The sequence below is a fragment of the Amycolatopsis jejuensis genome (assembly GCF_000717335.1).
Classification (GTDB): domain Bacteria; phylum Actinomycetota; class Actinomycetes; order Mycobacteriales; family Pseudonocardiaceae; genus Amycolatopsis; species Amycolatopsis jejuensis.
The window spans coordinates 109,503-134,956 of record NZ_JNYZ01000027.1 but is presented as its reverse complement, the minus strand read 5'-3'; the positions used below and the strand labels follow the sequence as shown (position 1 = coordinate 134,956).

The following is a 25,454-nucleotide window of genomic DNA, read 5'->3' as shown; positions in this document are numbered from 1 at the left end:
GCCCCGTCCCCGTCCCCGGAACACGGCGCCACGCCTGCAACCTGACGTCGGCCCGGCCCCGCAAGGCGGCGCCACTCTGCGGCCCGGAAGTCGGCGCTGGTGTCCAGTCAGGGGCATCCATCGAGCCGGTGGTGTTCAGCGGCTCGCGCTGAGGTCGTCAGGCCATCTGGAGTTCCACTCTCGAACCGGTTCGGGACTTCCGCACGCGCAGCCGGGTGGGGATGCGCTGGCGGAGTTCCTCGACGTGCGACACCAGGCCCACCACGCGACCGCCGGCGCGGAGTTCGTCGAGGATGTTCATCACCACGTCGAGCGTTTCGGCGTCGAGGGTGCCGAAGCCCTCGTCGACGAAGAGGGTGTCGAGCAGCGCGCCGCCGGTCTCACCGGCGACTACGTCGGCCAGCCCCAGCGCCAACGACAGCGACGCGAGGAACGATTCGCCGCCGGACAAGGTTTTGGCCGGGCGGATCGAGCCGGAGTAGTCGTCCAGCACGTCCAGCCCCAGGCCGCCTCGCGTGCCGCGGGCGCCGGCTGCGTCCGAGTGCACGAATGAGTACCGGCCCTGGCTCATCGTCCGCAGCCGCGCGGTCGCCGCGAGCGCGACCTCCTCGAGCCGGGCCGCGAGGACATACGAGCGCAAGGACATCTTCCGCGCGTTCTGCCCTCGCCCATTGACCACTTCGGACAGTGCGCGTAGCTCGTCGTACTCCTGTTCCACCGGCCCCAGCTCCGAAAGCGCGGTGCCCAAGCGTCCGGCCAGCTTCACCAGCTCCCGGTGTTGCGCGGAAATCGCTTGCTGGGCAGCGAAAGCCGTGTCCGCTCGAGCACGTGCGGCCTTCGCGGTCTCAGCCAGGGGCGCGACCTCGACGACGTCGTCCGGCCCGATCCCGAACAGCTCGGGTTGCGCGAGCATCTCGCGTGCGCCCGCCGCGGTTGCCTCGGCGTCCGCGAGGCCCTGCTCGAGCTTCGCGATCTGCTCGTCAGTGCGTACTGCCGCGCGCATCTCCTCAAGGGCGGAGAACCCCTTGGCGTGCAAAGAAATCTCCACCAGATCCCGTTGCTCGGCAAGCCGGGTTTCCGCTCCGGACACTGCGGATTGCGCCTCGGCCGCAGCGTCGAGCGCGCCGGCGAAGGTGAGCAGATGCTGCCGCCGCGCCGGAACGTCGGGGAACTCGCCCCTGCCCGCGAGTAACCGCTGTTCCCGTTCGGCCATCCGCTCGTCCAAGGCCCGGATCTCGCTGGACGCCGTCGTCGCTGCCTGCTCGGCCAGGCGGCGCTGTTCGACCAGCTGCTCCGCATCGCGCTCCAGCTCGGCGACCTTCCGGTTGAGCTGTTCCTTCCGCTGTGCCTGCCCGGCGAGCTCTACGACCGACGTCTTGGCCTCGACGAGCGCAGCCGCGACATCCTCCGCTGTGCGCCCGTCCAGCCGTTCGTGCAAGGAGGCCACGCGAGCCTTCGCTTCCTCCAGCGCGGACACCACTCGCTGACGCAACGCAGACGCTTTCTGCTCAGTCTCTTCTGCAGCCCGTTCTTCGGCCGCGTCCACAAGTGGCGCCTCGTGGTTGGCCGGCGCCGGATGATCGGCCGACCCGCACACGGGGCAGGCATCGCCCGCGACCAACCCGGCCGCCAGCTCGGCCGCCATTCCTTCGAGCCGCCGTTCCCGAAGGTCGAGGCGGCGCTGCCGAGCCTCTTGGTGTGCGTCGACCACCTCGCTCAGCTTTGCCTCGCCCCGCACGACCCGGGCCTCGGCCGGCGGCAGCTCCCCGGCAGCGCGGCTGAGCGCCGTCAGCTCATCCACCCGCGCTTTGGCACCGTCCAGTTTCGCTGCCGCTTCCCCGGCCGCTGTCGCCTCGGTACGCGCAGCCGCGACCAGAGTGGGCAACTCCGTCAACCGCTCAGCGAGCGCGGCAATTCGCTCGGTTACCGCACCAGCCGCCGTTTGTCGTTCAGCGCGCCGATCCTCGTCCGTCTGCTGTTGTGCGGCCTCGGCAGCCAGTTCGGCGAGCGCGCCCGCCTCCTCACGGACGGAACCAGCGCGTTCGCGGAGGTCAGCGACGGCCAATCCGACCGCGTCGAACCCCAGATCGGCGAGGTCCCGGATGCGGTCGGCTTCGAGCACCTGTGCATCACTGAGCTCGGTCGTGCGCCGATCCATCAGCTCCGTTTCGGGCACCACCGCTGCTGCCCGCCGGGCGACCGCGATTTCTGCGGTCCACTCGGCCCGTTCGCCTGTCTGCTCAACGATGTGCGCCAGCCTCGTGTGCGCGGTGCGGACTCGGCGGACCTTCTCCGCGTCCTCTTCGGCCTCGCGCAAGGCGACATCGGCTTTCTTCGTTGCCGAACGTGCTTGCGCTGCCTCGGTTTCCGCCGCTTCGGCCTTGGCAGCGACCTCGGCCAGCACCGCCTCGACCCACTCCGCCTGCTCGCTTTCCGGCGGCTCCTGCTGGGCTTGCTGTGCGTAGCGCGCGACCAGCTCCCGGACTTCCTGCTGCCGCTTCTCCCATGCCCGGCCGCGTTCCGCGCGCAGATCGGCAAACCAGCGTTCGACATCGGAGAATCGCTCCGTGCCGAACAACCGTTCCAGCAGCTTTTCGCGTTCCGTCGTATCGCTGCGCAGGAACTTCGCGAACTCTCCCTGCGGCAGCAGCACGACCTGGAAGAACTGCGGAGCCGTCATACCCAGCAGCCGCTCGACGGTGCGCGCCACCTCGTCGATGCGGATGATCCCGTCGGGCGGCAACCCCGCGGGTGGTTCACCGATCCACGTCAGCGAAACCCGAGCCTGCTGCGTCGTGGATCCGCCACCGCGTTTCTTCGGCCGCTGGTACTCCGGGCTGCGTACGATCCGCAGCCGCTGACCCTGCACGGTCAGCTCCAGCACGACCTCCGTGAGACGCTCGGGCTCGGCCAGATCGCACCGCAACCGCTTGACGTCGCCGCGCGCGCCCGGGACCACACCGAACAACGCGAACGCAATCGCGTCGAGCAGCGTGGTCTTGCCTGCGCCGGTGTCGCCGTGCAGAAGGAAAAGGCCGTCGGCGCCGAGCGCGTCGAAATCGACCACCTCCCTGCCCGCGTACGGGCCGAAGGCTTCCACCTCCAGCAGATGCAGTCTCACAGCTTCGCCACCGCCGCCCGGTTGGCCGCTTCGAGCGCGAGATACACGAGCCGTTCCTCGCGCTCGGTCGGTGGGGCACCGCGGCAGTCGTCGAGAAAGCTGCGCGCGATCTCGATGTCGCTGCGGCCGCGGACCGCTTCGGCGTACTTCAGGTCCGTGCCGGTGACACCGCCGTCCGGTCGCCAATCCATTTGCACCGCATAGGGAAACCGCTCCCGCAGCAAGCGCATGGCATCGACCGGCCGGACCCGGTCGGTGATCGTGACCGACAGGAAATGGTCGCGCCACTGCTCGTGCTCCGGCTCGGAGAGCAGCGCGGCCAGCTCGCCGCCGAGTGTCGCAAGCGGACGTGGCACCGGCAGCTCGTGGCGGCGGACCTGGGCGAGCCCGGCGTCGTCGAGATCCACGAGCCACACCGACTTCCGTTGCCGGGCCTCGGAAAACGAGTATGCCAACGGACTTCCGGAATACCGCAAATGCTCCGCGAGCGTCTGCGGACCATGCAGGTGGCCGAGTGCGACGTAGTCCACCCCGTCGAACACGGAGCCGGGGACCTGTTCGACCCCGCCCACCGCAATCGTGCGCTCCGACTCGCTCGCCTCGCCGCCGGTGACGAAAGCGTGCGCCAGTACGACCGATCGCGTGCCCGGGCGAGCAGCCAGGTCGTCGCGCACCCGCCGCATCGCCTCACCGAGCACACCGGTGTGGCCGCGGGCCTCCGGCACGCCCAGCGCGTGCCGTGACGGCTCGGGTTCGAGATACGGGATGCCGTAGACGGCCACGGCACCGTGTTCGTCTTGCAGCACAACGGGTTCTGCAAGTCCCTCAATGGTCGCGCGGATGTGCAGCCCGCCTGCTGCGGCAAAGTCGGCGAACGCACCCAGCCGTGCTGCCGAGTCGTGGTTGCCGGGCGTAATCACGAGTTCCGCGCCGGCCCGGCGGATACGGGCGAGCGCGGCCGTGGCCACGCGGACGGCCTCGGCGGACGGCACCGCCCGGTCGTAGATGTCACCGGCCACCACCACGACGTCGACCGACTCGCGGTCGACGAGTTCGGCGATGTACGTGAAGGCAGCCTCCTGTTCGGTGAGCAGATCGGCGCCGTGGAACGTGCGGCCGATGTGCCAGTCGGAAGTATGGAGGAGTCTCACAGCGACCACGTTAGGAGCAGACCCCGACCAAATGCCGGAGACTCGCCGATGCTCCACTCGAACGTGTGTACGAAGCCGATCGAGGCGTCCGGACACGCCCAGCCCCGAATCAGTGAAGTCGCAGGTCAGCTACACAGCGCGACCGCGGGTCCCGTTTTTTGTCGGTGTGGTCCGCCATGATGTCGAGCGTCCGAACACCCCGACGGAGAGGAGGACCGGGTGGAGACGGTGATCACCACCGCGGCCGTCGTGCTCGCGCTCATCCTGTGCGTCGCGGTCGCCGTGTTGTGGCGGCTGTACAACGACGGAATGCGACGGGCTGACGCGGCTGCACGGCTCGTGGCGGCGGAGCGCGCGAAGGGCGACCAGCAACAGCTCGCGCTGCGCCGGTACGAGGTGGCGTTCGCGTCCATCCATGGCCGCGGCGAACTCGGTGAACAGGTGCTGGCGGAAACCGCGCGGGCACTCGGGCTGCGGGAGGGACTGCACTTCACCCTGCAGACCGATCTGGCCGGCGGCGGGAGCGTTAAACCCGATCTGGTGCTCAATGTCGGCGGCGGCCGGGCGGTTCCGGTCGATGCCAAGGCGAGCATGGCCACTTGGGCAGAGGCCGTCGAAACCGACGATCCGGACGAACGCCTCGACGCGTTGCGCGTCCATGTCCGGCAGCTGCGCTCTCGCGCGGCGGAGCTGGCGGGCAAGGGCTACCAACGCTGGGCCGACGCGATCTACGGCACCATCATGTTCGTACCGTCCGACGCGGCCGTGGTGGCCGCGCTCGACACCGATCCCGAACTGCTGCGCTGGCTCATCGACCGGCGGGTGTTCCTGTGTGGCCCCACGGGATTCGGAGTACTGGCGTCAGCGGCGCTGTTCGCCGCCAGCGACCGGGCGCTCGTCGAGGACGTCGAGCAAGTGCGTGCGGGCGCCGCCGCCGCGCACCGGGCCGCGGGCAACGCGGTCGACGCGCTGAACCTGTCCACGACGCATCTTCAGCGCTTCGTCTCGGCTCGGCGTCGTGAGCTCGAGGCGCTCGAGGCGTTCCGTGCGACGGTGACGCCGTTGACCGACGCGTCCGGCAGTCCGGCGCCCGTACCGCAGCTCCGGAGGGGAGACGAAGTGGCAGCTGGTTGAGGCTGTGGCGCGATGGTTGCGGTCCTTGACAGTCGTGATTGGACAGTCGGCGGGCGCGGTCCGGCGGTTGTTGTCGATCTGAGGCGCAGCGGTTGGCTCCGTTCACGGTGTGACGATTGGCTGTCTTGTTGGGCGCGGTCTGTTGTGTCCATTCGTAGGCGCGCCGGCGGCTCCGTTTGTGCCGTGGTCGATTGGCGTCGTTCGCGGGTGTAGCGGGCTATCGGTTCGCTGGTGCGGTCGGGTTGGTTGACGCAGTCGACTCGTTGGCGCAGTCGGGCTCGCGGGCTGGGCTCGGTGGCGCAAACGGGCTCGAGGGCTCGGCTCGAGGGCAACACTCGGGTTCGCAGGCCGGGCTCGAGGGCTCGGCTCGAGGGCAACAGTCGGGTTCGCTGGCTAAGTCGGCTGGCTCGTTGGTGAGTGGCTGATCAGCGAGTGGCTGCTGACCGCCGGTGAGTGACTGAGCAGCCGATGCCGGGCCAACGCCCCCGCGACGACGGGCCCAGTCAGCCGTGACGGCGGACAGGCTGGAGGTGCGGCCAACGCCCATGAAGCCTCGGGTGGCGGGTGACCTCGCCTGCGGCATCGCCGTGGCGCGTCAAGCTCGATGCTGCCCACGCTCGGACAGAGTCCGACAGAGTACGAGGGGCAGTCAACGACAGCGGCAGAGGAGGCCGTATGGCCTAGAACGCATGGAGGTGCACGTATTGGGGCACAGCCGAGCGAGCGGTCGAAAGGGCATGATTCCGGCATCGTGCGGGCAAGGTCTCGGACGGTTGGGCGTTCACCGGGTCGTCAGGTCCCGGTCGAGTTCCGGGGCGGCGAATGTTCCGGGACATGACCGGCGACGCCTCCGTCCGGTCCGGACGGTCGTGACATAGCCTGGGCCGGTCCCGGGCCGTGGGACGGGCACGTGCTGCATACCGCCGGTATCACCGCTGGTCAGAGGTCTGGTCCACGGGCTCCCCGTCCGGTGGAAGTGGACGTGGCGGCCGCACCGGGAGTACCGCTCGACCGAGCGAAATGTCATACGGTCGAGTGGCTGCTCAGTGCTGTCCTCGGCAGTGCCAACAGGATCGTGACAAGTACGGGCTACGGTGTGCGTCGTGACCGCGATACGCGATCGCCAGAGCGATCCCGATGCCGAAGACGCTCCCGTACCCTGGGACGAGCGTCTCGCCGTCGGCACGAGGCGTGGTTTGCCCTGGTGGGCGGCTGTGCTCGTGGGCTTCGGCTTGGCAGTGCTCGGCGCCATCATCGACGAGAAGACCAGGGGCAGCCTCGATTTCGTCTTCAAGGCGGGGTACTTCCTCGGGGCCGTGATCGCGGTCGGCGCGGTGCAGAGACGCGCTCTGTTCGGTCCGATGGTGCAGCCGCCGCTGGTGCTCGCCGTCACGGTGCCGGGGGTCGTGCTGCTGACCGGCGGTGGCGCCGGCGGCAGTGACACGCTGTCGAAGCTGCTCAACATCGGGACTCCGCTCATCAACGGGTTCCCGACGATGGCGGTCACCACCGGCGTCACATTGCTGTTCGGGTTTTTCCGCATTTACCGCGAGCGCGATCCGGACGCACCGGTCAAGCTCAAGGACGGCAAGCCGCCACGCGAGCGCGGCGATGACGACGCAGCCGGACGGTCCCGCCCTCGGACGCCTGCCGGTCGTACCGGGCAGACGCCTCCGCCGGGCAACCGGCGTCGTCCGGCGCGCGATGGGGACCTCGACGCTCCGCCGGTCCGGCGTCCGCGGCCACCGGCCGACCCCGGCGCGCGCCCGCGGCGGGAAGCGGCCGACCCGAACGTCCGTGGCGGGCGTAAGCCTCCGCCGGAGGGGCGTCGGCCGCGTCCGCCGGAGGGCGACCCACGCCGTCGCGACCCGCGGGGTGACACGCCGCCGCCGCGCCGACGGCCGCGCGCCGACGAACCGCCACCCGGCCGCCCACGTCCGCCACGACGCGAACCTCCGCGGCGCCAACGACCTTGGGACGACGAAGCCTGATCGCCGAAGGCCCGCGACGACAAAGCCCGATCCCCGAAGGCCCGCGATGACGAAGCCTCATGCCTGACGATCATCGACCGGTCAAATTCCAGGCAGGCAAAGCGTCGGCATCTTGAGCACGCCCACGGCGAGGTTCACCGGGGTCGCCAGCAGCCAGGCAAACGGCTGCGGTAGGCGGGGCGAGCGAACTCAGCGCCGGAAAGACTGTCAGGCGTCGAGGTCGGTACTTTGCTTGTCTGGCAAGCCCTGTCGACCGCGAACCCATCGAACGGGTACCCAAGGTGGTTTAGACCACCAAACCAGCCGAGCGGATCACTGCTCCGGCTTCGTCGCCTTCCGCAGCTCCTTCGGCAGCGCGAAAGCGATCTTCTCGTTCGCCGTCGTGACTTCGTCCACCTGGCCGTAGCCTCGGTCGGCCAGCCACTTCAGCAGGTCCATCACCAGAATGTCCGGCACCGAAGCGCCCGACGTCACCCCGACCGTCGACACCCCTTCCAGCCAGGCTTCGTCCACCTCGCGGGCGAAGTCGATCAGGTGCGACGACCGCGCGCCCGCCTTCAGCGCGACCTCCACCAGGCGCTTGGAGTTCGACGAGTTCGTCGAGCCGACCACCAGCACCAGATCACATTCCGGAGCCATCGCCTTGACCGCGACCTGACGGTTGGTGGTGGCGTAACAAATGTCGTCGCTCGGCGGGTCGGCCAGGCCGGGGAAGCGTTCGCGGAGCTGGTCGACGCGTTCCATCGTCTCGTCGACGGACAGCGTCGTCTGCGACAGCCAGATCACCTTGGACGGATCGCGCACGTCGACCTTGTCGACGTCCTCGGCCTTGTCGACCAGCTGGACCTTGTCCGGCGCCTCACCCGCCGTGCCCTCGACCTCCTCGTGGCCTTCGTGGCCGATCAGGAGGATGTCGTAATCGTCCTTGGCAAAACGGTTGACCTCTTTGTGCACCTTGGTGACCAGCGGGCAGGTGGCGTCGATGGTGCGCAGGTTCCGTTCCCCGGCCTCGGCGTGCACCGCGGGCGAAACGCCGTGCGCCGAGAACACGACCAGCGCACCCTCGGGTACCTCGGACGTTTCCTCGACGAAAATCGCGCCACGTTCCCGCAGGGTGTCGACCACGTGCCGGTTGTGCACGATCTCCTTGCGCACGTACACCGGCGGCCCGTACAGCTCCAGTGCCTTCTCGACAGCGACGACCGCGCGGTCCACGCCGGCGCAGTACCCGCGCGGCTTCGCGAGCAGCACGCGTTTGGCGGCGCCGGACCGGGTGATCGTCGGGGTACCGGCGGGATCGGTTCCGGGACTCGCAGAAGTCATGCCTCCAGGGTACGGGCTATGCCGGTTCGGGTTTGAAGTCCTCTTTCGGATGACCAGGTAGGCCGTTCGGGCTGTGCCGGGAGTCACGTCGAGTGTGGTCGGCCACCCGTTCGGTTGGGCAGGACGGCCCTGATACGGCAAGCTCGACCCCATGAAGCCACTCCCGCTCCCCCTCCGGGTCGCCGCGGGCCTTGCCGTCACCACCGCCGAACGGGTTCGTGAGCTCCCGAAGCAGCTCACCGGCCTGCCGGTCACCGTCGTGAGCCAGGTACTGCAGCTGTCCATGCGCGTCCAGCAGCAGGTCACCGAACTGGCCATCAAGGGCGACGACGCACTGTCGATGCTGCGTCCCGTCGAGGACACGCCCAGCTGGGCCACCTTCGACGAGGACGCCGAGCCCGACCTCCCCCCGTCCCGGCCGAAGCTCGTCCCGGTCGACGACCTGCCCGAGCCGCGCACCAACGGCCACCGCACCCCGCCGCCGGACTTCTCCGCAACCGAGGACCCCGTCGACGACCCGTGGGTCGAGGAGACCCGGGCGCTCGCCGAGGAACACGCCGAGGGCGAGAACGACAGCGGCGGTCCCGCCGGCCTCACCACCTACGACGACCTCACGCTGCCGCAACTGCGCGCCCGCCTGCGCCGGTTGACCGTGCCGCAGCTGGAGGAATTGCTGGAGTACGAGAAGGCCAACGCCGACCGCGCGTCGTTCGTGGGCATGCTCGCCCGGCGGATCGGGAACGCGCGCAAGGCGGATGAGCAGCCAGGCGAGTCCGACGCGGCGCTACCGGGCGGGGCTGGCCCTGGCGACGAGCACCACATGACGCAGCGGGCCAGCTCGGTCGAGCCGGGCGCGGCCGAAGCTGCCGTCGCGCACCGATCCCGTGCCAGCGAGTCTGGCATCGGCGAATCGGACGGCGTCACCGAGCCTGGCCCGAGCGAGTCCGACCCCAGCACGCACGACGTCACCCAGCTCGGCACCAGCAAGTCGGCCGTCGGCAAGCCTGACACCACCGAGCCCGGCCCGAGTTCTTCCGACGCCAGCAAGCCCGACACGACCAAGCCGACCGTCAGCAAGCCCAGCACCGCCGAGAGCGGTACGAGTGAGTCCGGCACCAGCAATCCCGACACGAACAAGCCCGGCGCCAACAACTCGACCGTCAGCAAGCCCAGCACCGCCGAGCCCGGCACAAGCGAGTCCGGCACCAGCAAGCCCACCATCACCGAGCCCGACACGAACAAGCCCGGCAAGAACAAGCCCGCCACCAGCAACGAGCGCAACACCAGTAACTCCACCACCAAGAACCCCAGCCCCGAACAGCCCGCCGACCCCGCGGAAGGCCAGTGAGCAGCGACCCCACCACCAGCGCGGAGCATCCCTGGCCCGTCCGCACCGTCGCGCGCAAGATCGGCGACTGGATCCACCGGCTCGGCGACGTCTGGGTCGAAGGCCAGGTCACGCAGATCAGCGCGCGTCCCGGTACGCAGACTGCGTTCCTGACCCTGCGCGATCCGTCGGCGGACGTCTCGATGTCCGTCACCTGCCCGATGTGGCTCGTGCGCGAACTCGCGACGCCGTTGCGCGAAGGCGACCGCGTGGTCATCCACGCGAAGCCGTCGTACTTCTTCGGCCGTGGCACCTTGTCCCTGCGCGCCGACCAGATCCGCGCGGTCGGCATCGGCGAACTGCTCGCGCGCATCGAGCGGCTGCGGAAGCTGCTTGCCGCCGAAGGGTTGTTCGCCCGCGAGCGCAAACGGCCGGTTCCCTTTCTGCCCAAGGGAATCGGGCTGATCACCGGACGTGCTTCGGCGGCCGAGCGCGACGTGCTCGTGAACGCCCAAGCCCGCTGGCCGCACGTGTTGTTCAAGGTCGTCAACACCGCCGTCCAAGGTCCGCAAGCCGTGCCGCAGATACTGCGCGCACTGTCCACACTGGACAGAGACCCGGACGTCGACGTGATCGTGATCGCCCGCGGCGGTGGCAGCGTCGAGGATCTGCTGCCGTTTTCCGACGAAGCGCTGTGCCGGGCGGTCGCGGCCGCGGGTACGCCGATCGTCAGCGCCATCGGGCACGAGCCGGACACCCCGCTGCTCGACCACGTCGCCGACCTGCGCTGTTCCACCCCGACCGACGCGAGCAAGCGCATCGTGCCGGACGTGCGCGAGGAAACCGCCCGCGTACGGCAGATGCGTGACCGTGGCCGACGCGCGCTGCACGGCTGGGTCGACCGGGAGACGCGGCTGCTGACCCAGTTGCGCAGCCGTCCGTCGCTTGCCGACCCGCTCGGGCCGGTCCAGCGCCGCCTCGACGACGTCGAAATGCACCGCGAGCGGGGCCGTCGCGCCATGCTCGGGTTGCTCGCCAAAGACCAGGCCGAGGTCGCGAACGCGCGGGGCAAGCTGACCGCGCTCGGCCCGGCCGCCACGATGGCGCGCGGCTACGCGGTCGTCCAGTTCTCCGATTCCGCAGGCAACCTCCAGGTACTCCGGTCCGTCTCCCAGATCGAGGACGGAGCGCAGCTGCGCGTGCGGGTCGCCGACGGGGCGGCCCAGGCCATCACCAAGTCCGTCGAACCGACTGCGGAAGGAGACCGGCCGTGATCCAGCAGGCCCCGGCATTTCTCCCGCTCACGGTCGACGCCGCCGCCCGGCTCGGCGCCGATCCCCTGCTCCGGCAGGCGCTCGCCACCGATCGCGCAGCCGGCGAGTGCTGGACCGCGTTGCTCGCGGGCTGTGGAACGGCTGCTCGGCGAGGTTTGGCACCACAGTTGCGGAGGCTGTCGGAGGCGACGTCCGAGCACGTCGGAGCACGGTGGTGGGTGGCCGAAGGGGCCGGGCACCGGCGTCGGGTGGCGAGTGCGCAGGAGAACCTCGAGGACGCGATCGCAGACGGTGACGGGCAGGAGTTCGCGCTGGCATTCGTCGGCTACGACCACGCGATGGCGAGCGCGGTAGTCTGCGCGCACAGCCCCGTGCACCGGAAGGTCGGAGAACGTCGAGCGTGAGCCAAGCAAACCCCGCCGGACTCGGCTACGAGCAGGCCCGCGACCAGCTCGTCGAGGTCGTGAAGGAACTCGAAGCGGGCGGATTGTCCCTGGAGCAGTCGCTCGAGCTGTGGGAGAAGGGCGAGCAGCTCGCGAAGGTGTGCGAGCGGCATCTGGAGGGCGCGCGCGAGCGGATCGAGGCGGCGCTGGCCTCGGTGGAGACCGACGACGACGCAGAGTGACGTGCACCATGCTGACTGAATCGGTCAGGTGACGCGGCGATCTGACAGACTGGGCACCCGCCGACGAACCGTGTTCCGGGAGGCCACCATGACCACCGCCAGCGACCGCAGCCGACGCGAAGCGCCCGACCGCAACCTCGCCATGGAACTGGTACGCGTCACCGAAGCGGCCGCCATGGCCGCCGGCCGCTGGGTCGGCCGTGGCGACAAGATCGGTGGCGACGGAGCGGCCGTCGACGCGATGCGCCAGCTTGTCTCCACTGTCTCGATGCGCGGCGTCGTCGTGATCGGCGAAGGTGAGAAGGACGAAGCGCCGATGCTGTTCAACGGCGAGGAGGTCGGCAACGGCGACGGTCCGGACTGTGACGTCGCGGTCGACCCCGTCGACGGCACCACGCTGATGGCCAAGGGGATGCCGAACGCGCTGGCCGTACTCGCCGTCGCCGAGCGCGGCGCGATGTTCGACCCGTCCGCCGTGTTCTACATGGAAAAGCTGGCCGTCGGCCCGGACGCAGCGGGCAAGGTCGACATCTCCGCCCCGGTCGCGGAGAACATCCGGCGCGTCGCGAAGGCGAAGAACTCCAGCGTCAGCGACGTCACGGTCTGCATCCTCGACCGGCCGCGGCACGAGCAGCTGGTGAAGGAGGTCCGCGAGGCGGGCGCCCGGATCCGGTTCATCTCCGACGGCGACGTCGCGGGTGCGATCGCCGCCGCCCGGCCGACCACCGGTGTCGACATGTTGCTCGGCATCGGCGGCACGCCCGAAGGCATCATCGCCGCGTGCGCGATGAAGTGCCTCGGCGGTGAGCTGCAGGGACGGCTGTGGCCGAAGGACGAGGCCGAGCGCGAGAAGGCGCTCGCCGCGGGCCACGATCTCGACCGGATCCTGCTCAACGACGACCTCGTGACCGGCGACAACGTGTTCTTCTGCGCCACCGGCGTCACCGACGGCGACCTGCTGCGCGGCGTGCACTACCGCGCCGGTGGAGCGACGACGCAGTCGATCGTCATGCGGTCCAAGTCGGGGACGGTCAGAATGATCGACGGTTACCACCGGCTCGAGAAGCTGCGGGCGTACTCGTCCATCAACTTCGACGGCAACCTCGATCTCGACGACGACGACCGCGCGGTTCCGCCGCTTCCCTGACCTGGCAAGGAGTTCCCCGGTGCCGAAACGGCTGATCGCGCTACTGCTGGTTGCCCTGACGGGACTGATGGGGGCAGCAGGCAGCGCGTCAGCGGCGCCGGGGATCGTCGGCGGCGCTCCGGCGGATCAGCCGTACCCGTTCGCGGTTTCGCTGCACACGTCGTCCGGCGCACTGTTCTGCGGCGGTTCGCTGATCACGCCGACCTGGGTGGTCACGGCGGCGCATTGCCTGTCCGCAAAGGACCCGGCGAAGGTCGGGCTGCGCGTCGGCAGCAACGACGCCGGGCAGGGCGGGGAAACGCCGCAGGCGGCCGAATTCGTGCTGCACCCGCATTTCAACACCGCCACGCAGACCGGTGACCTCGGCCTGATCCGGCTGTCCGCGCCGGTCAAGGCCACGCCCCTCGCTCTCGGCAGCACGGCAGACCCCGGCGCGGCAGTCCGGGTGATCGGCTGGGGCCAAACCTGCGCGACGCCGAACTGCGGCCCGGTCTCGACGTCACTGCAGCAGCTCGACACCCACCTGGTCGAGGGCGCGAAATGCACGTCGGCCTTCGACGGGACATCCGAGCTGTGCACGGAAAGCCCCGGCGGATCAGGTTCGTGCTACGGCGATTCCGGCGGCCCGGAACTGATGCGCGACGGGGACCGGTGGACACTCGTCGGCGTGGTCAGCCGCGCCGGAAGCAGCTCGCCGACATGCGGAACGGCACCGTCGATCGCGACGTCGATGGTGGCGTATCAGCCGTGGATCGCGGAGAAAACCGGCTGACTCACTCGACGTTGCTGGAGTGCCCAGGGAACAAATGCGCTTCGGGATTCAGCGCCACCGCGATATTGTTCACCGCGGTTGCTGCTTCACCGAAACCCGTTGCGATCAGCTTCACTTTCCCCGGGTACGCCGCGACGTCCCCGGCCGCGTAGACGCGCGGGCGGGCCGTCGCCATGGTCGAATCGACGGCGATTGCGCGGTGGTCGATTTCCAGGCCCCAGCTTTCGATCGGACCCAGATCCGCGGTAAAGCCCAGCGCCGCAACCACTGCGTCCGCGCGCAGCTGCTCCGGTTCGCCGCCCTTCACCGTGACGTCCACCGCGGTCAAGGCGCCATCCGGAGCTTCGACGAAGCGCGACACCTCCGCGTCGGTGACCAGCCGCACGCCCAGTTCCCGTACCTGCCGCACAATCGACTCGGCCGCCCGGAACTTCGCGCGCCGGTGCACGAGCGTCACGCTCGCCGCGACCGGCTGCAGTGCGAGGCACCAGTCGAACGCCGAATCACCGCCGCCGACGACGACCACGTGCTGGCCCGCGTGCGCGTCCAGCGACGGCACGAAGTGGACCATTCCGCGGCCGAGCCAGCCGTCGCCGGCCGGCAGCGGGCGGGGCGTGAACTCGCCGATACCCGCGGTGATCAGCACCGCGCCGGCGCGCAGTACGTCGCCGCCGTCGAGGGTCAGTTCGAGGCCGCCGTCGACGCTTTCCAGCTTCTCCGCCTTGCGGCCCAGCAGGTATTGCGGCTGCCACGGCGCGGCCTGGTCCACGAGGCCCTGCACGAGATCGCGGCCTTTGATCGCGGCGAATCCGCCGACGTCGTAGATCATCTTCTCCGGGTACATCGCGGTGACCTGGCCGCCCGGTTCGGGCAGCGAGTCGACCACGGCCATCGACAGGCCGCGGAATCCCGCGTAGTAGGCGGCGAAGAGGCCGGTGGGACCGGCTCCGATGACGACGACGTCGAACTCCATGGGCTCGCTCCATGCCAGTGGTGGGTGGCGGTGATCGAGAACACAGCCGATCCTAGCCTCGTACGGACCGGCGCCGGTGGGTACCGGCCGACGTGCGCAAGCCACCGGGCCGTTTGCGTGGTTCGGGGCCAGAATCGAAGGTATGGAATATCGGATCGAACACGACACCATGGGTGAGGTCCGCGTCCCGGCCGACGCGCTCTACCGGGCACAGACCCAGCGTGCCGTCGAGAACTTCCCCATCTCCGGCCGCGGTCTCGAGCGCGCCCAGATCCGTGCGCTCGGCCTGTTGAAGGCCGCCGCCGCCCGGGTGAACGCGCGGCTGGGCGTCCTCGACGCCGACGTCGCCGAAGCCATCGCCAAGGCCGCCGACGAGGTCGCCGAGGGCCGCCACGACGAGCACTTCCCGATCGACGTCTTCCAGACCGGGTCGGGCACATCCTCGAACATGAACGCGAACGAGGTCATCGCCACGCTCGCCACCCGCGCGCTCGGCCGCGACGTGCACCCGAACGACCAGGTCAACGCGTCGCAGTCGTCCAATGACACGTTCCCGACCACAATCCACGTCGCCGCGACCGAGGCCGTTCTCACGGACGTGATCCCGGCGCTGGACCACCTCGCGAGCGTGATCGAGACGCGCGCGGCAGAGTGGCAGGACGTGGTGAAGTCCGGCCGCACGCACCTGATGGACGCGGTGCCGATCACGCTCGGCCAGGAGGCGGGCGCGTGGGCCGCACAGATCCGGTTCGGCATCGAGCGCCTGCAGTCCGGCCTGCCGCGGCTGGGCGAACTGCCGATCGGCGGCACGGCGGTCGGGTCCGGACTCAACGCGCCGGACGGCTTCGGTGCCGCCGTCGCGGCCGAGCTCGCGCAGCTCACCGGCCTCCCGCTCACCGAGGCACGCGACCACTTCGAGGCGCAGGCAACGCAGGACAGCGTGGTCGAGACGTCCGGGCACCTGCGCACGGTCGCGGTGTCGCTGAACAAGATCGCGAACGACCTGCGCTGGCTGGGTTCCGGCCCGCGCACCGGGCTCGCCGAACTGGCGCTGCCGGACCTGCAGCCGGGCTCGTCGATCATGCCGGGCAAGGTCAACCCGGTGATCCCAGAGGCGACGTTGCAGGTGGTCGCGCAGGTCGTCGGCAACGACGCGGCAGTCGCTTTCGCCGGCGCGGCAGGCAATTTCCAGCTCAACGTGAACCTGCCGGTGATCGCCCGCAATGTCCTGGAATCGGCGCGCCTGCTCGCAGCCGTGTCGCGACTGTTGGCGGACAAGGTGTTCGCCGGAGTGACGGCCAACATCGAGCGCACGCGACAGTACGCCGAGGGCTCGCCGTCGATCGTCACGCCGCTCAACAAGTACATCGGCTACGAGGAAGCCGCTGCGGTGGCAAAGCAGGCACTGAAGGAACTCAAGACAATCCGCGAGGTCGTGCTGGAGCGCGGTTATGTCCGCGACGGCAAGCTGACGGAAGCCCAGCTCGACGAAGCCCTGGACGTCCTCCGCATGGCCCGCGGCGGCAAGTAGCGTCGGAGGTCGTCGCGTTTATCGGGCGCGGTGGTCCGTGAAGGCCACCATGGGGGAATGTGATTCCGTCATGGTTCCCTTCACGGACATGTCCGACGGTGCCGTCAGAGGCGTGTCGGGCAGCGCTGCGATGGGCCGCTCCGGCGCTGGCGCCATGGGCGTTTGCGGCGCTGGTGCCGCGGACCGCTCCGCCACTGGTGCCACGAGCCTCTGCGCCACTGGTGCCACGGGCGTTTGCGCTGCTGCCACGGGTGCCTGCGGCGCTGCCACGGGGGTCTGCGGCGCAGTTGCCTTACGCTCCTCCGGCGCTGCTGCTGCCCTGGGTCGCTCCGTTGCTGGTGCCGCGGCCCCCTGCGCTGCTGCCACGGGCGTCTGCAGCGCGGTCGCCACAGGCACCTGCAGCGCGGTCGCCACGGGCGTCTGCAACGCGGTTGCCGCAGGCGTCGGCAACACGGTCGCCACAGGCACCTCCGGCGCGGTCGCCACAGGCACCTCCGGCACGGTCGCCGCACACTCCTCCGGCACCGCCACCCGCTCAGCCTCCGCGGAACCATCCGCGGCCGCGTGCGCAGGCGTCACCGGCCGCAGTCCACATGCGACACCCGCAGCGACCAGCGCGACGCCCACCAGGTCCACCACCGCGAACTGCTGCGCACCGATCAGCACCGCCACCACCAGCCCGGACACCGGCATCAGCCCGATCAGCACACCCGCACGGTCGGCACCCAGACCCACCACGCAGCTGTACCAGAGCACGAACGCCACGGCCGTCACCAGCACGGCAAGCACAAGCAGCGCAACGAGTTCCCGCGCGTCCGGCAACCGCCACGCCCCGCCAGGATCGGCCACCGTCCCGACGATCGCGCCGCCGCCCGCGGCCGCGAAGCAGCTCCACATGGACGTGGCAAGCGGGCCGAGCCGACGCAACAGCCCCACCGCGAGCAGGGTGAACGACGCCTCGCACAGCATCGCCAGCGCAGCCAGTGCCAGCCCCGCCGGGGAGGCCGAGCCACCGCCGGACAGCAGCACGATGCCGAGCCCGGCCAGCACCGCACCGACCACCGGCGCCGTGGACGGACGGCGACCGTCAAGCAGTGGTGCGACCAGAGCCAGCACGAGCGGGCTGGCGCCGAGGAACGCAGCTACCGCGCTGGGTTCGGCATAGCGCTGCGCCAGCAGCAGGCACGCCTGGAACCCGATCATGCCGGTGGCGGCGAGCCCGAACAGCGTCGGCACGTCGACCAGCCGCGGCCGCGGCAGCGGGCTGCGCCGGACCTTCGCCCAGCCGAGCAGGAGAAGGCCGCCCAGCGCGTACCGCAAGGCTTGCCCGGTGATCACCGGGTACCCGTCGAGCAGGCCGGTGACCGGCACCGATCCGCCGACCAGCACCGCGCCGACCACTCCCGAAAACACCACTGCACGTTTCACGCCGACCAGTGTCGGCTGCCGAGTGGTCCATTCAGAAGGACCACTCGATCCTGGTCTGATTGGACCACTTTGTCATACGCTCACCTCCGTGGACGTCGAAACCATCAGGGAACTGCTGCTTCCCGCCACCACCGGTGGCCGCCGGGGCCGTGCCGTGGAGGCCGCGTTGCGCGACGCGATCCGCACGGGACGGCTGACCGTGGGCACCCGGCTGCCGTCCAGCCGCGACCTCGCCCGCCAGCTCGGGCTCGCCCGCGGAACGGTGACCGCGCTGTACGAGCAGCTGACCGCCGAGGGCTACCTGCTGAGCAAGCACGGCTCCGGCACCCGCGTCGCGCCGATCGACGATCCGGCGCCGGATCGTCGTATCAGCACGGCGAAATCGCCGACGTGGGAGTTCGACCTGCGTCCCGGACTGCCCGCGCTGTCGGCATTCCCGCGAGCCGAATGGCTTGCGGCCGAACGGGAATCCCTCAACGCGACGCCCGACCTCGGACTCGGCTACCCCGACCCCACCGGACATCCGGCCCTGCGGGCGGAACTGGCCGCCTATCTCGGAAGGGTGCGAGCGTTGCCGACAAGCCCGGACGACATCGTGGTCACCAGCGGTGCTGCGGAAGCTCTTTCATTGATGGCAGACACGTTACCCGAACAAACGATCGCTGTCGAGGACCCCAGCCACCACGGCCAAGCCGCCCTTCTCCGCGACCACGGACTGGCGCCGGCCGGAATCCCGGTCGACGACAAGGGAATCGACGTCGAGAAACTGTCCACTTCGGACTGTTCAATCGTACTGGTGACAGCCGCGCACCAGTTCCCCTTAGGCGTCGCACTCCACCCCGAACGCCGCCGGATGCTGCTGTCCTGGGCGGTAGAAACCGGTGGCCTCATCGTGGAAGACGACTACGATGCAGAACATCGCTACGACCGCCCCGCCCTCGGCGCGATGCGCGCACTGGCCCCGGATCATGTCGCGTACATCGGCAGCGTCAGCAAAGTTCTCGCGCCCGCGTTGCGCATCGGATGGCTGATCCCGCCGCCACGGCTACGCGAAGCCGTGGCCAGGGTTAAAGAAATGCACGACCTCGGCTGTCCACCGCTTCCGCAGGCCGCGCTCGCCCACCTGATCGCCACCGGCGGTTACGACCGGCACCTGCGCCGCACGCGCCGGCTGTACCGAGCGCGCCGGGATGCGCTCATCGAGGCACTCGCGGAGCGGTTGCCCCAGTGGCAACCGGTGGGGATCGCGGCCGGGCTGCACCTGGTCGTCCGGCTGCCCGACGGCACGGATGACCTGCAGCTGCAGGAAAACCTCGCTGCCGCAAGCGTGTACGCCCCGGCGTTGTCGACATATTCCCATGCGGCACCGCGGTATCCGGGTCTCGTGCTCGGCTACGCCGCGCTGCCGCCGGACCGGCTCCGCGCCGCGGTCGAGCGGATCGCGTCGGCCTGTTGAACCGCCGGTGAACTCCTGGTGCATCCGGGAGGGGTCCCGCCGCGGACGCCTAAAATTGATTTTCTCGGACGCGGGCAGGGGGAAGGACGACCGTGAGCTTCGGGGAAATGATGCGGGCGCTCGCCGAGGTGCTCACGTCCGGCCGCGGCATCGTGCCGATCGCCGTGATCGCGGGCGCGACGATCCTGGCCCCGATCATCGACCGTTACGTCATTCGGCGCAGGCGCATCATCTACCGGGAACTGTACAACTCGAAGATCGGACTCAGCCCGATCACCCTCAGCGAACCGGGAAACGGTGCCACGCAAGCGGATCCGGAACTCGTCCGGACAGCGCAGCTGCTGGAACCGCTCAGCGTCGTCGTGATCCGCATCCGCAACACCGGCAGCTTCGACATCGGTCCCGCTGACTGGGAACACCCGCTGCAGTTCACTTTCGGCAACCGAGTCGTGTGGGATGCGCGGGTATCCGAAGCTCGCGACGGCCTGCGCGACGTAGTTCGTAACGGGCTCGAATTCTTCACCCACGACCAGCCGACGCCCGAACCCGGCACTGCGCGGCTGTCCGGCGTGCGAGCGTTGCTGCCGCAACGGCTGTCCGATTTCCTGCGCCAACCCGACGCCCCACCCGTGCAGACCCCGCAGTGGCACGGGGTCCGGCTCGGTCAGCTTTCACTGAAACGGCGGGAAAAGTTCAAGCTTGTGGTGGTGTTGCGCGAGCCGGATGGCTGGCAAGGCGGTTCGCTGTCGAAGGAACTGGACGTCACCGGGCGGCTGAGTGGTGGGCGGATCAAGGATGAACGCAAACAGCGCTGGCTGTCCTGGCCAGTGGTCACGGTCGCAATCGGCGTACTGTTGACCGGAGCGCTGATCAGCATGCTCATCGTCGCCGCGTCGCGCGCTTCGGAACCCGGTTGTGGCACGGGTTCCCTTGCCGTGCACGGATCCAGTGCGTTCGTGCCGATCATCGACAGCATCGCGAAGGAGTACCACGGACTGTGCTCCGGCGCGGAAATCACCACTCAGGCCGCGGGAAGCGTTTCCGCCGTACGAGAACTTGGCCAGCTGGCGCCGGACGCGAAGGACAGTCTCGCCGTGTTGTCCGACGGCAAAGCCGCCGAGGCCGGGCCTGAGCTGGTCGCGCAACCGGTCGCTACGCTCGTGTACACGTTGGTGGTCAACAGTTCCGCCGGCGTTGACCGCCTGACCACGGAGCAGGTACGCGGGATCTTCAGCGGGCGTTACCGCGACTGGTCCCAGCTGCGGGAAGGCCCGTCACTGCCGATCCGGGTGGTCGGACGCGGGCAGGAATCGGGTACGCGCAAGACCTTTGAGCAGAAGGTGCTGAGCGCGGCCGAACCGGGGCTGTCGTCCGACGACTGCCGCACGCCGGTCCGGGACCCGAACGCAGCGGTGGTGCGCTGCGAACGCGGGACGACAGCCGAGTTGCTGCAGGCGGTCGGTGACACTCCGGGCGCGATCGGGTACGCGGACGTACCCGCGGCCAAGGTTTCCTCTGCACGCGGCGGCCGCGTGACGCTGGCCCAGCTCGACGGCCGCTACCCCGACGTGACCAGCATAGACGCGGGCTATCGCTTCTGGACGGTGGAATACCTGTACACGAAGGGCGTGCCGGAGAACGACTCGCTGCTGAAGCAGTTCCTGGACTACCTGCGCAGCAGCACGGCCCGGGCGGAATTGCAGGACGCAGGGTACACGCCATGTGTGACAAAACAGGGGCTGATGGACCGGTACTGCACCCGACCGGATGCCTGATCAGTTTCTTTCACCCGGTCGAGGCCGGCTCCGCAGTTTTTGTCGGTGGTGGGGGTCATGATGACCGGGTGTTGCTCACCGACCTCGTCACCGCATCCGCCGAACTGGCGGCCACTCGATCCCGGAAGGCGAAAATCGCCGTCCTGGCCACAGTCCTGCGCGCGGCCGAATCCGGCGAGCTGCACGCTGTGATCGCGTACCTCACCGGGCAGACCGCGCAGGATCGGCTGGGTGCGGGCTGGCGCACGCTCGCCGATCTTGCCGTCCGTCCGGCCCCTGAACCTGCAGTCGCGGTGGCCGAGGTCGACGCTGCGCTCACCGAGGTCGCGGCCGCTGCGGGCGCGGGTTCGGTGAAACGGCGGGCGGATGTGCTCAGCGCGTTGTTCGCCCGGTTGACCGAGGCCGAGCAGGAGTTCGTGATCCGGCTGGTCACCGGGGAGCTGCGGCAGGGCGCGCTGGAGGGAGTAATGGTCGACGCGGTCGCGGCGGCGGCCGAGGTGGAGGTCGAGCAGGTCCGGCGCGCGTTCATGCTGTCCGGGCGGCTTCCGGTCACCGGGCAGGCGGCGATGACCGGTGGCGCGGCGGCGCTCGCGGAATTCCGGCTGGAGCTGGGCCGTCCGGTGCGGCCGATGCTGGCGTCACCGGCAGAGTCACTCGAGGAAGCCGCGGCGGAGCATGGGAATGCCATCGTCGAGTACAAAATGGACGGTGCGCGGATACAGGTGCATCGGCAAGGTGCGGAGGTGCAGGTATATACCCGAACCCTACGGGAAATCACCGGCAGCGTAGGCGAATTGGTGGAACTCGTACGGGCGCTGCCGTGCGAATCCGTGGTACTCGACGGGGAAACGCTCGCGCTCACCGACGACGGGCGGCCACGGCCGTTCCAAGAGACGATGAGCCGTTTCGGCAGCACGCGGGAGGAACAGGTACGGGCGTTGCTGCTGCGGCCGTACTTCTTCGACTGTTTGCACCTTGACGGCGTCGACCTGCTCGACGTGCCACTGTCGCAACGGAACGAAGCACTCCGGCGGGTCGCGGGCGAGCACGTGATCCCGGGAGAGATACAGCCTTCGTCGCCGGGCGCGGTGCTCGACGCGGCGATGGCGGCCGGGCACGAGGGGGTGATGGTGAAGGACCTCGAGTCGATCTACGCGGCAGGGCGGCGCGGGCGGGCGTGGCTGAAGGTGAAACCGGTACACACCATCGACCTCGTGGTGCTGGCGGCGGAATGGGGACACGGACGGCGCACCGGCAAGCTGTCCAATCTCCACCTCGGCGCCCGCGATCCCGACGGCGGGCCACCGATCATGGTGGGCAAGACGTTCAAGGGTCTCACCGACGAGCTGCTGGCCTGGCAGACCGAGCGGTTCCAGGAGATCGAGACGGACCGCGACCGGTGGACTGTCCACGTGCGACCGGAAATGGTGGTCGAGATCGAACTGGACGGCGCGCAGGTGAGCACCCGCTACCCGGGAGGGCTGGCGCTGCGGTTCGCCCGCGTGGTCCGGTATCGGCCGGACAAGGACCCCGGTGAAGCCGACACGATCGACACGGTGCGCGGGCTGCTGCGTGGAAGTCGTCCCGAGGAGGCGTCGTAATGAGTGGGGGTGGCGGGCTGGGTTTGCTCCGCGAGTGCTGGAGTCGCGTGCTGCGGGCTGTCCGACCGCATCGGGTCGGGTGGGCTGCACGCCCTCGCAGTGCCGGAGCTGCAGGTTGGGTGTCCTCCCGAAGCATCGGAGCAGGGCGCTCATGCGGGAGGGTGGGCTTGCATGCCGGCTGGAGCACCTGGGTTATCGGAGCAGCGTTGGCATGTGCTCAACTCGCCCGACGCACCGACCCGAGCGCGCACCGCTTCTGGCGCGCGCCGGAAGCCGGGGGCACTTCACCCGATGCACTCCAGCAGCGACGGCGTGCACCTCACTCACGTCCGGCGCTCGCCAGCAGTGGCAGCACCCACCCGCGGCGCCCGACGCACCCTCTGCAGCGGCACACCCCCAGTGCTCGGCGCTCCCTAGGAGTGGCGGCACGTATCCCACGTGCGATACCCGACGCACCCGAGCACAAACCCTCACCCGCGGTACCCCAGCAGCCGCGGCACTCCAGCAGCTACCGCACGCCCCCACCCGACGCACCCCGGCAGCAACGGCACGCCCCACCCGCAGCACCCCGGCAGCAACGGCACGCCCACCCGCAGCACTCCAACAGCTGCGGCACACCCCCACCCGCAGCACCCCAGCACCCCCCCACCCAAGGCACCCCAACACCTACAGCACGCCCCCGACCAGCAGCACCCCAACAGCCACGGCGCACCCCCGACCCGCGGCCCCTCCACAGCCGCAGCATGCAGCCTCACCCCCGGCGGCCCGGCACGACTCACCAACGGCAACGCAGCCCACTGCGCCGGAGCGCAGGTCGGCACGCACCCACCTTGAGGACCAGAGCACTGTCGGCATGCACCCACCCTGAGGGCCGGAGGCGAGCGAAGCAGCACACAGCACCCCGCCCACCGCCCAGGTCTCGCGCCCGCCGTCCACCCGCAGTCGTGTCGTGGTCGGGGAAACCGCACCGGGGACGTAATCTCCTCGGTATGCCCTCGAAAGCGTTGGCCCGGCTGTGGTTCGGGGTGACTGCGGCCGTCGTGCTGGTCGCGCTCGTGATACAGATCGTTGCGGTCGTGCGGGCGCACGGGCCCTACGCAAGTGTCGTTGCGCGGGTGGCGAACGTGTTCACGTACTTCACCATCCTCTCGAACGTCCTCGTTCTCGTCACCACGGCGGCGTTCGCGAGGGGGCGTGGAACGTCGCCGCTCATGCGGGTGCTCTGGCTCGATGCGCTGGTCGGGATCGTGGTCACTGGCGTCGTCTACCAGGTTGCGCTCGCCGGGCTGTTCGACCTGCACGGGCTGAACCTCATCGCGGACATCCTGCTGCACCGCGTCAGCCCGGTGCTGTGCGTGCTCGGCTGGCTGTTCTTCGCTCCGCGCGTGCTCGGCTGGCGGGTGGTTCCGTGGTCGCTCGTGTACCCGCTGGTGTGGCTCGCGTTCACGCTGGTCCGCGGCGCGCTGGACGGTATGTACCCGTACCCGTTCATCGACGCCGGCGACCTCGGCTACGGGCAGGTCACCGTCAACTGCCTGATCATCGGCGTGCTCTTCGTCGCGCTCGCGAGCGGCGCGCGGGTCGCCGACCGGCTGCTCATGCGCGCACGCGGCGGAACGCGTTCAGCGGATCGTTGAGCCCGGCGTGCGCGAGTGCCCGCCATGCGCCGCGCCCCAGGTCAACCGGCTTGCCTGCGGCGACGCGATGCATCTGCTGGGTGTGCCACTGCACCTCCAGCAGGCTGTCCGCGAGCCGGATTCCCGTGTGCGGGCACCGCCGTTCCGCGCGGACGTCGTCGCCCGCCAGCAGGCGTCCGGGCAGCGTCGGGTCCACCGTGAACGGGCGGCCGAGCCCGATCACGTCCAGGGCACCGGATTCCAGCGCGGCGGCCATCGCGGCGGCCGTGGTGAAACCACCGGTCACCATGAGCGCGACAGGGCTGATCTGCCGCGCTTTCGCCGCGTAGTCAAGGAAATACGCCTCGCGCTTCGCCGTGCTCGCCCGGCCGGACCCCATCATCGCGGCGCGTTCGTAGGTGCCGCCGGAAATCTCCAGCAGGTCGATGCCTGCGTCGCCCAGTGCGCGGACCACCTGCAGCGACTCGTCCTCGCCGAAGCCGCCACGCTGGAAGTCCGCGCTGTTGAGCTTCACCGAAACCGGCACGCGATCGCCGACCGCGGCCCGGACTGCGCGCACCACCTCCAGCAGGAACCGGCTGCGATCGCGGCCCCACTCGTCGTCGCGGCGGTTCACCAGCGGTGACAGGAACTGCGAAATCAGGTACCCGTGCGCGCCGTGCAGCTGGACCCCGGCGAACCCGGCGTCGACGAACGTCCGTGCGGACAGTGCGAACTTCGCCACCAGCGCCTCGATTTCGTCCCCGGTGAGCGCCCGCGGTGCCGCAAAGGCCGTCCGCACGCCGCGGTCCCCGAACGGCACCGCCGAAGGCGCAACTGGCCGCCGCGACAGATACCGCGGGCTCTGCCGCCCGGGATGGTTGAGCTGGACCCAAAGCTGCGCGTCAGTCCCGTCGACGGACCGCGCCCACCGCCGGTACACCGACGGGTCCGGAACATCCGGCACCGAGACGTTGCGCGGCTCGCCGAGCGCCGTCGGATCGATCATCACGTTGCCGGTCACGAGCAGGCCGGCGCCGCCGTTCGCCCAGGTCCGGTACAGGGTGGCGAGCTCGTCCGACGGCGCGTTGCGGCGATCGCCCAACTGCTCGCTCAGCGCCGACTTCGCCAGGCGATGCGGCAGGACCGCGCCGCATTGCAGCTTCAGGGGTTCGGCCAGCAGGTCCCGGGGGTCGGTCATGGCGGTCC

The 25,454-nt window shown here is 69.7% G+C and carries 18 protein-coding genes and 1 pseudogene; 13 read left to right on the top strand and 6 right to left on the bottom strand.

Going from position 1 to position 25,454, the window contains the following annotated elements; genetic code table 11:
- Positions 1–157: 157 nt before the first annotated feature.
- Both OO71_RS32535 and OO71_RS32530 read right to left on the bottom strand, forming a co-directional pair.
- Positions 158–3,121 carry an AAA family ATPase gene (locus OO71_RS32535; protein WP_033293783.1) on the bottom strand — a complete coding sequence of 988 codons (2,964 nt, stop codon included), beginning with the start codon at positions 3,119–3,121 and terminating at the stop codon, positions 158–160.
- Entirely contained in the window at positions 3,118–4,272 is a 1,155-nt protein-coding gene (locus OO71_RS32530) for an exonuclease SbcCD subunit D (RefSeq protein WP_033293782.1), read from the bottom strand. The genes OO71_RS32535 and OO71_RS32530 overlap by 4 nt, the downstream gene beginning before the upstream one ends.
- A 219-nt stretch (positions 4,273–4,491) precedes the next feature.
- Between OO71_RS32530 and OO71_RS32525 the strand changes: the two genes are divergently transcribed.
- On the top strand, positions 4,492–5,406 hold the full coding sequence (locus OO71_RS32525; protein ID WP_033293781.1) for a DNA recombination protein RmuC: 915 nt from the start codon (positions 4,492–4,494) through the stop codon (positions 5,404–5,406).
- A 1,103-nt stretch (positions 5,407–6,509) separates the two neighbouring features.
- Positions 6,510–7,397: a DUF6542 domain-containing protein gene (locus OO71_RS32520; protein WP_033293780.1), complete on the top strand. Its 888-nt coding sequence runs from the start codon at positions 6,510–6,512 to the stop codon at positions 7,395–7,397.
- A gap of 312 nt (positions 7,398–7,709) precedes the next feature.
- Here the strand turns inward: OO71_RS32520 and OO71_RS32515 are convergent, their stop codons facing one another.
- On the bottom strand, positions 7,710–8,720 hold the full coding sequence (locus tag OO71_RS32515) for a 4-hydroxy-3-methylbut-2-enyl diphosphate reductase (protein WP_033293779.1): 1,011 nt from the start codon (positions 8,718–8,720) through the stop codon (positions 7,710–7,712).
- Between the two features lie 151 nt (positions 8,721–8,871).
- Here OO71_RS32515 and OO71_RS32510 point away from each other — a divergent pair.
- The 6 genes and pseudogenes from OO71_RS32510 to OO71_RS32485 all read left to right on the top strand — a co-directional run.
- Positions 8,872–9,498: pseudogene (locus OO71_RS32510) on the top strand (lipid droplet-associated protein); the annotation flags it as partial.
- A gap of 566 nt (positions 9,499–10,064) precedes the next feature.
- On the top strand, positions 10,065–11,321 hold the full coding sequence (gene xseA, locus OO71_RS32505; RefSeq protein WP_033293778.1) for an exodeoxyribonuclease VII large subunit: 1,257 nt from the start codon (positions 10,065–10,067) through the stop codon (positions 11,319–11,321).
- A complete protein-coding gene (locus OO71_RS32500; protein ID WP_162186142.1) occupies positions 11,318–11,725 on the top strand; it encodes a hypothetical protein in 408 nt (135 codons plus the stop codon). The genes xseA and OO71_RS32500 overlap by 4 nt, the downstream gene beginning before the upstream one ends.
- Positions 11,722–11,946 carry an exodeoxyribonuclease VII small subunit gene (locus OO71_RS32495; RefSeq protein ID WP_033293777.1) on the top strand — a complete coding sequence of 75 codons (225 nt, stop codon included), beginning with the start codon at positions 11,722–11,724 and terminating at the stop codon, positions 11,944–11,946. The genes OO71_RS32500 and OO71_RS32495 overlap by 4 nt, the downstream gene beginning before the upstream one ends.
- Positions 11,947–12,034: 88 nt before the next feature.
- On the top strand, positions 12,035–13,093 hold the full coding sequence (gene glpX, locus OO71_RS32490; RefSeq protein ID WP_033293776.1) for a class II fructose-bisphosphatase: 1,059 nt from the start codon (positions 12,035–12,037) through the stop codon (positions 13,091–13,093).
- 19 nt (positions 13,094–13,112) lie between these two features.
- A complete protein-coding gene (locus tag OO71_RS32485) occupies positions 13,113–13,865 on the top strand; it encodes a S1 family peptidase (protein ID WP_033293775.1) in 753 nt (250 codons plus the stop codon).
- A gap of 1 nt (position 13,866) precedes the next feature.
- Here the strand turns inward: OO71_RS32485 and OO71_RS32480 are convergent, their stop codons facing one another.
- Positions 13,867–14,838: an NAD(P)/FAD-dependent oxidoreductase gene (locus OO71_RS32480; protein WP_033293774.1), complete on the bottom strand. Its 972-nt coding sequence runs from the start codon at positions 14,836–14,838 to the stop codon at positions 13,867–13,869.
- Positions 14,839–14,971: 133 nt separating this feature from the next.
- Between OO71_RS32480 and OO71_RS32475 the strand changes: the two genes are divergently transcribed.
- Complete coding sequence (locus OO71_RS32475; RefSeq protein ID WP_156096676.1) at positions 14,972–16,369, top strand: class II fumarate hydratase; 1,398 nt, start codon at positions 14,972–14,974, stop codon at positions 16,367–16,369.
- Positions 16,370–16,387: 18 nt separating this feature from the next.
- On the opposite strand, the gene OO71_RS52555 is transcribed toward OO71_RS32475, so the two are convergent.
- Positions 16,388–17,797, bottom strand: coding sequence for a DMT family transporter (locus OO71_RS52555; protein ID WP_245633862.1), 1,410 nt, complete (start codon positions 17,795–17,797; stop codon positions 16,388–16,390).
- Between the two features lie 88 nt (positions 17,798–17,885).
- Here OO71_RS52555 and pdxR point away from each other — a divergent pair, with 88 nt between their 5' ends.
- The 4 genes from pdxR (at position 17,886) to OO71_RS32450 (ending at position 24,266) form a co-directional block, all read left to right on the top strand.
- The gene (gene pdxR, locus OO71_RS32465; protein WP_033293772.1) at positions 17,886–19,253 is read left to right on the top strand and encodes a MocR-like pyridoxine biosynthesis transcription factor PdxR; all 1,368 of its coding nucleotides are present in this window, start codon (positions 17,886–17,888) and stop codon (positions 19,251–19,253) included.
- Between the two features lie 92 nt (positions 19,254–19,345).
- Positions 19,346–21,028 carry a PstS family phosphate ABC transporter substrate-binding protein gene (locus OO71_RS32460; protein WP_051792524.1) on the top strand — a complete coding sequence of 561 codons (1,683 nt, stop codon included), beginning with the start codon at positions 19,346–19,348 and terminating at the stop codon, positions 21,026–21,028.
- A gap of 68 nt (positions 21,029–21,096) precedes the next feature.
- Entirely contained in the window at positions 21,097–22,629 is a 1,533-nt protein-coding gene (locus OO71_RS32455; protein ID WP_033293771.1) for an ATP-dependent DNA ligase, read from the top strand.
- A 989-nt stretch (positions 22,630–23,618) separates the two neighbouring features.
- On the top strand, positions 23,619–24,266 hold the full coding sequence (locus OO71_RS32450) for a Pr6Pr family membrane protein (RefSeq protein ID WP_033293770.1): 648 nt from the start codon (positions 23,619–23,621) through the stop codon (positions 24,264–24,266).
- Here OO71_RS32450 and OO71_RS32445 read toward each other — a convergent pair.
- Positions 24,226–25,446, bottom strand: a complete 1,221-nt coding sequence (locus OO71_RS32445) for an NADH:flavin oxidoreductase/NADH oxidase family protein (RefSeq protein WP_033293769.1) — start codon at positions 25,444–25,446, stop codon at positions 24,226–24,228. The genes OO71_RS32450 and OO71_RS32445 overlap by 41 nt on opposite strands.
- Positions 25,447–25,454: the final 8 nt, after the last annotated feature.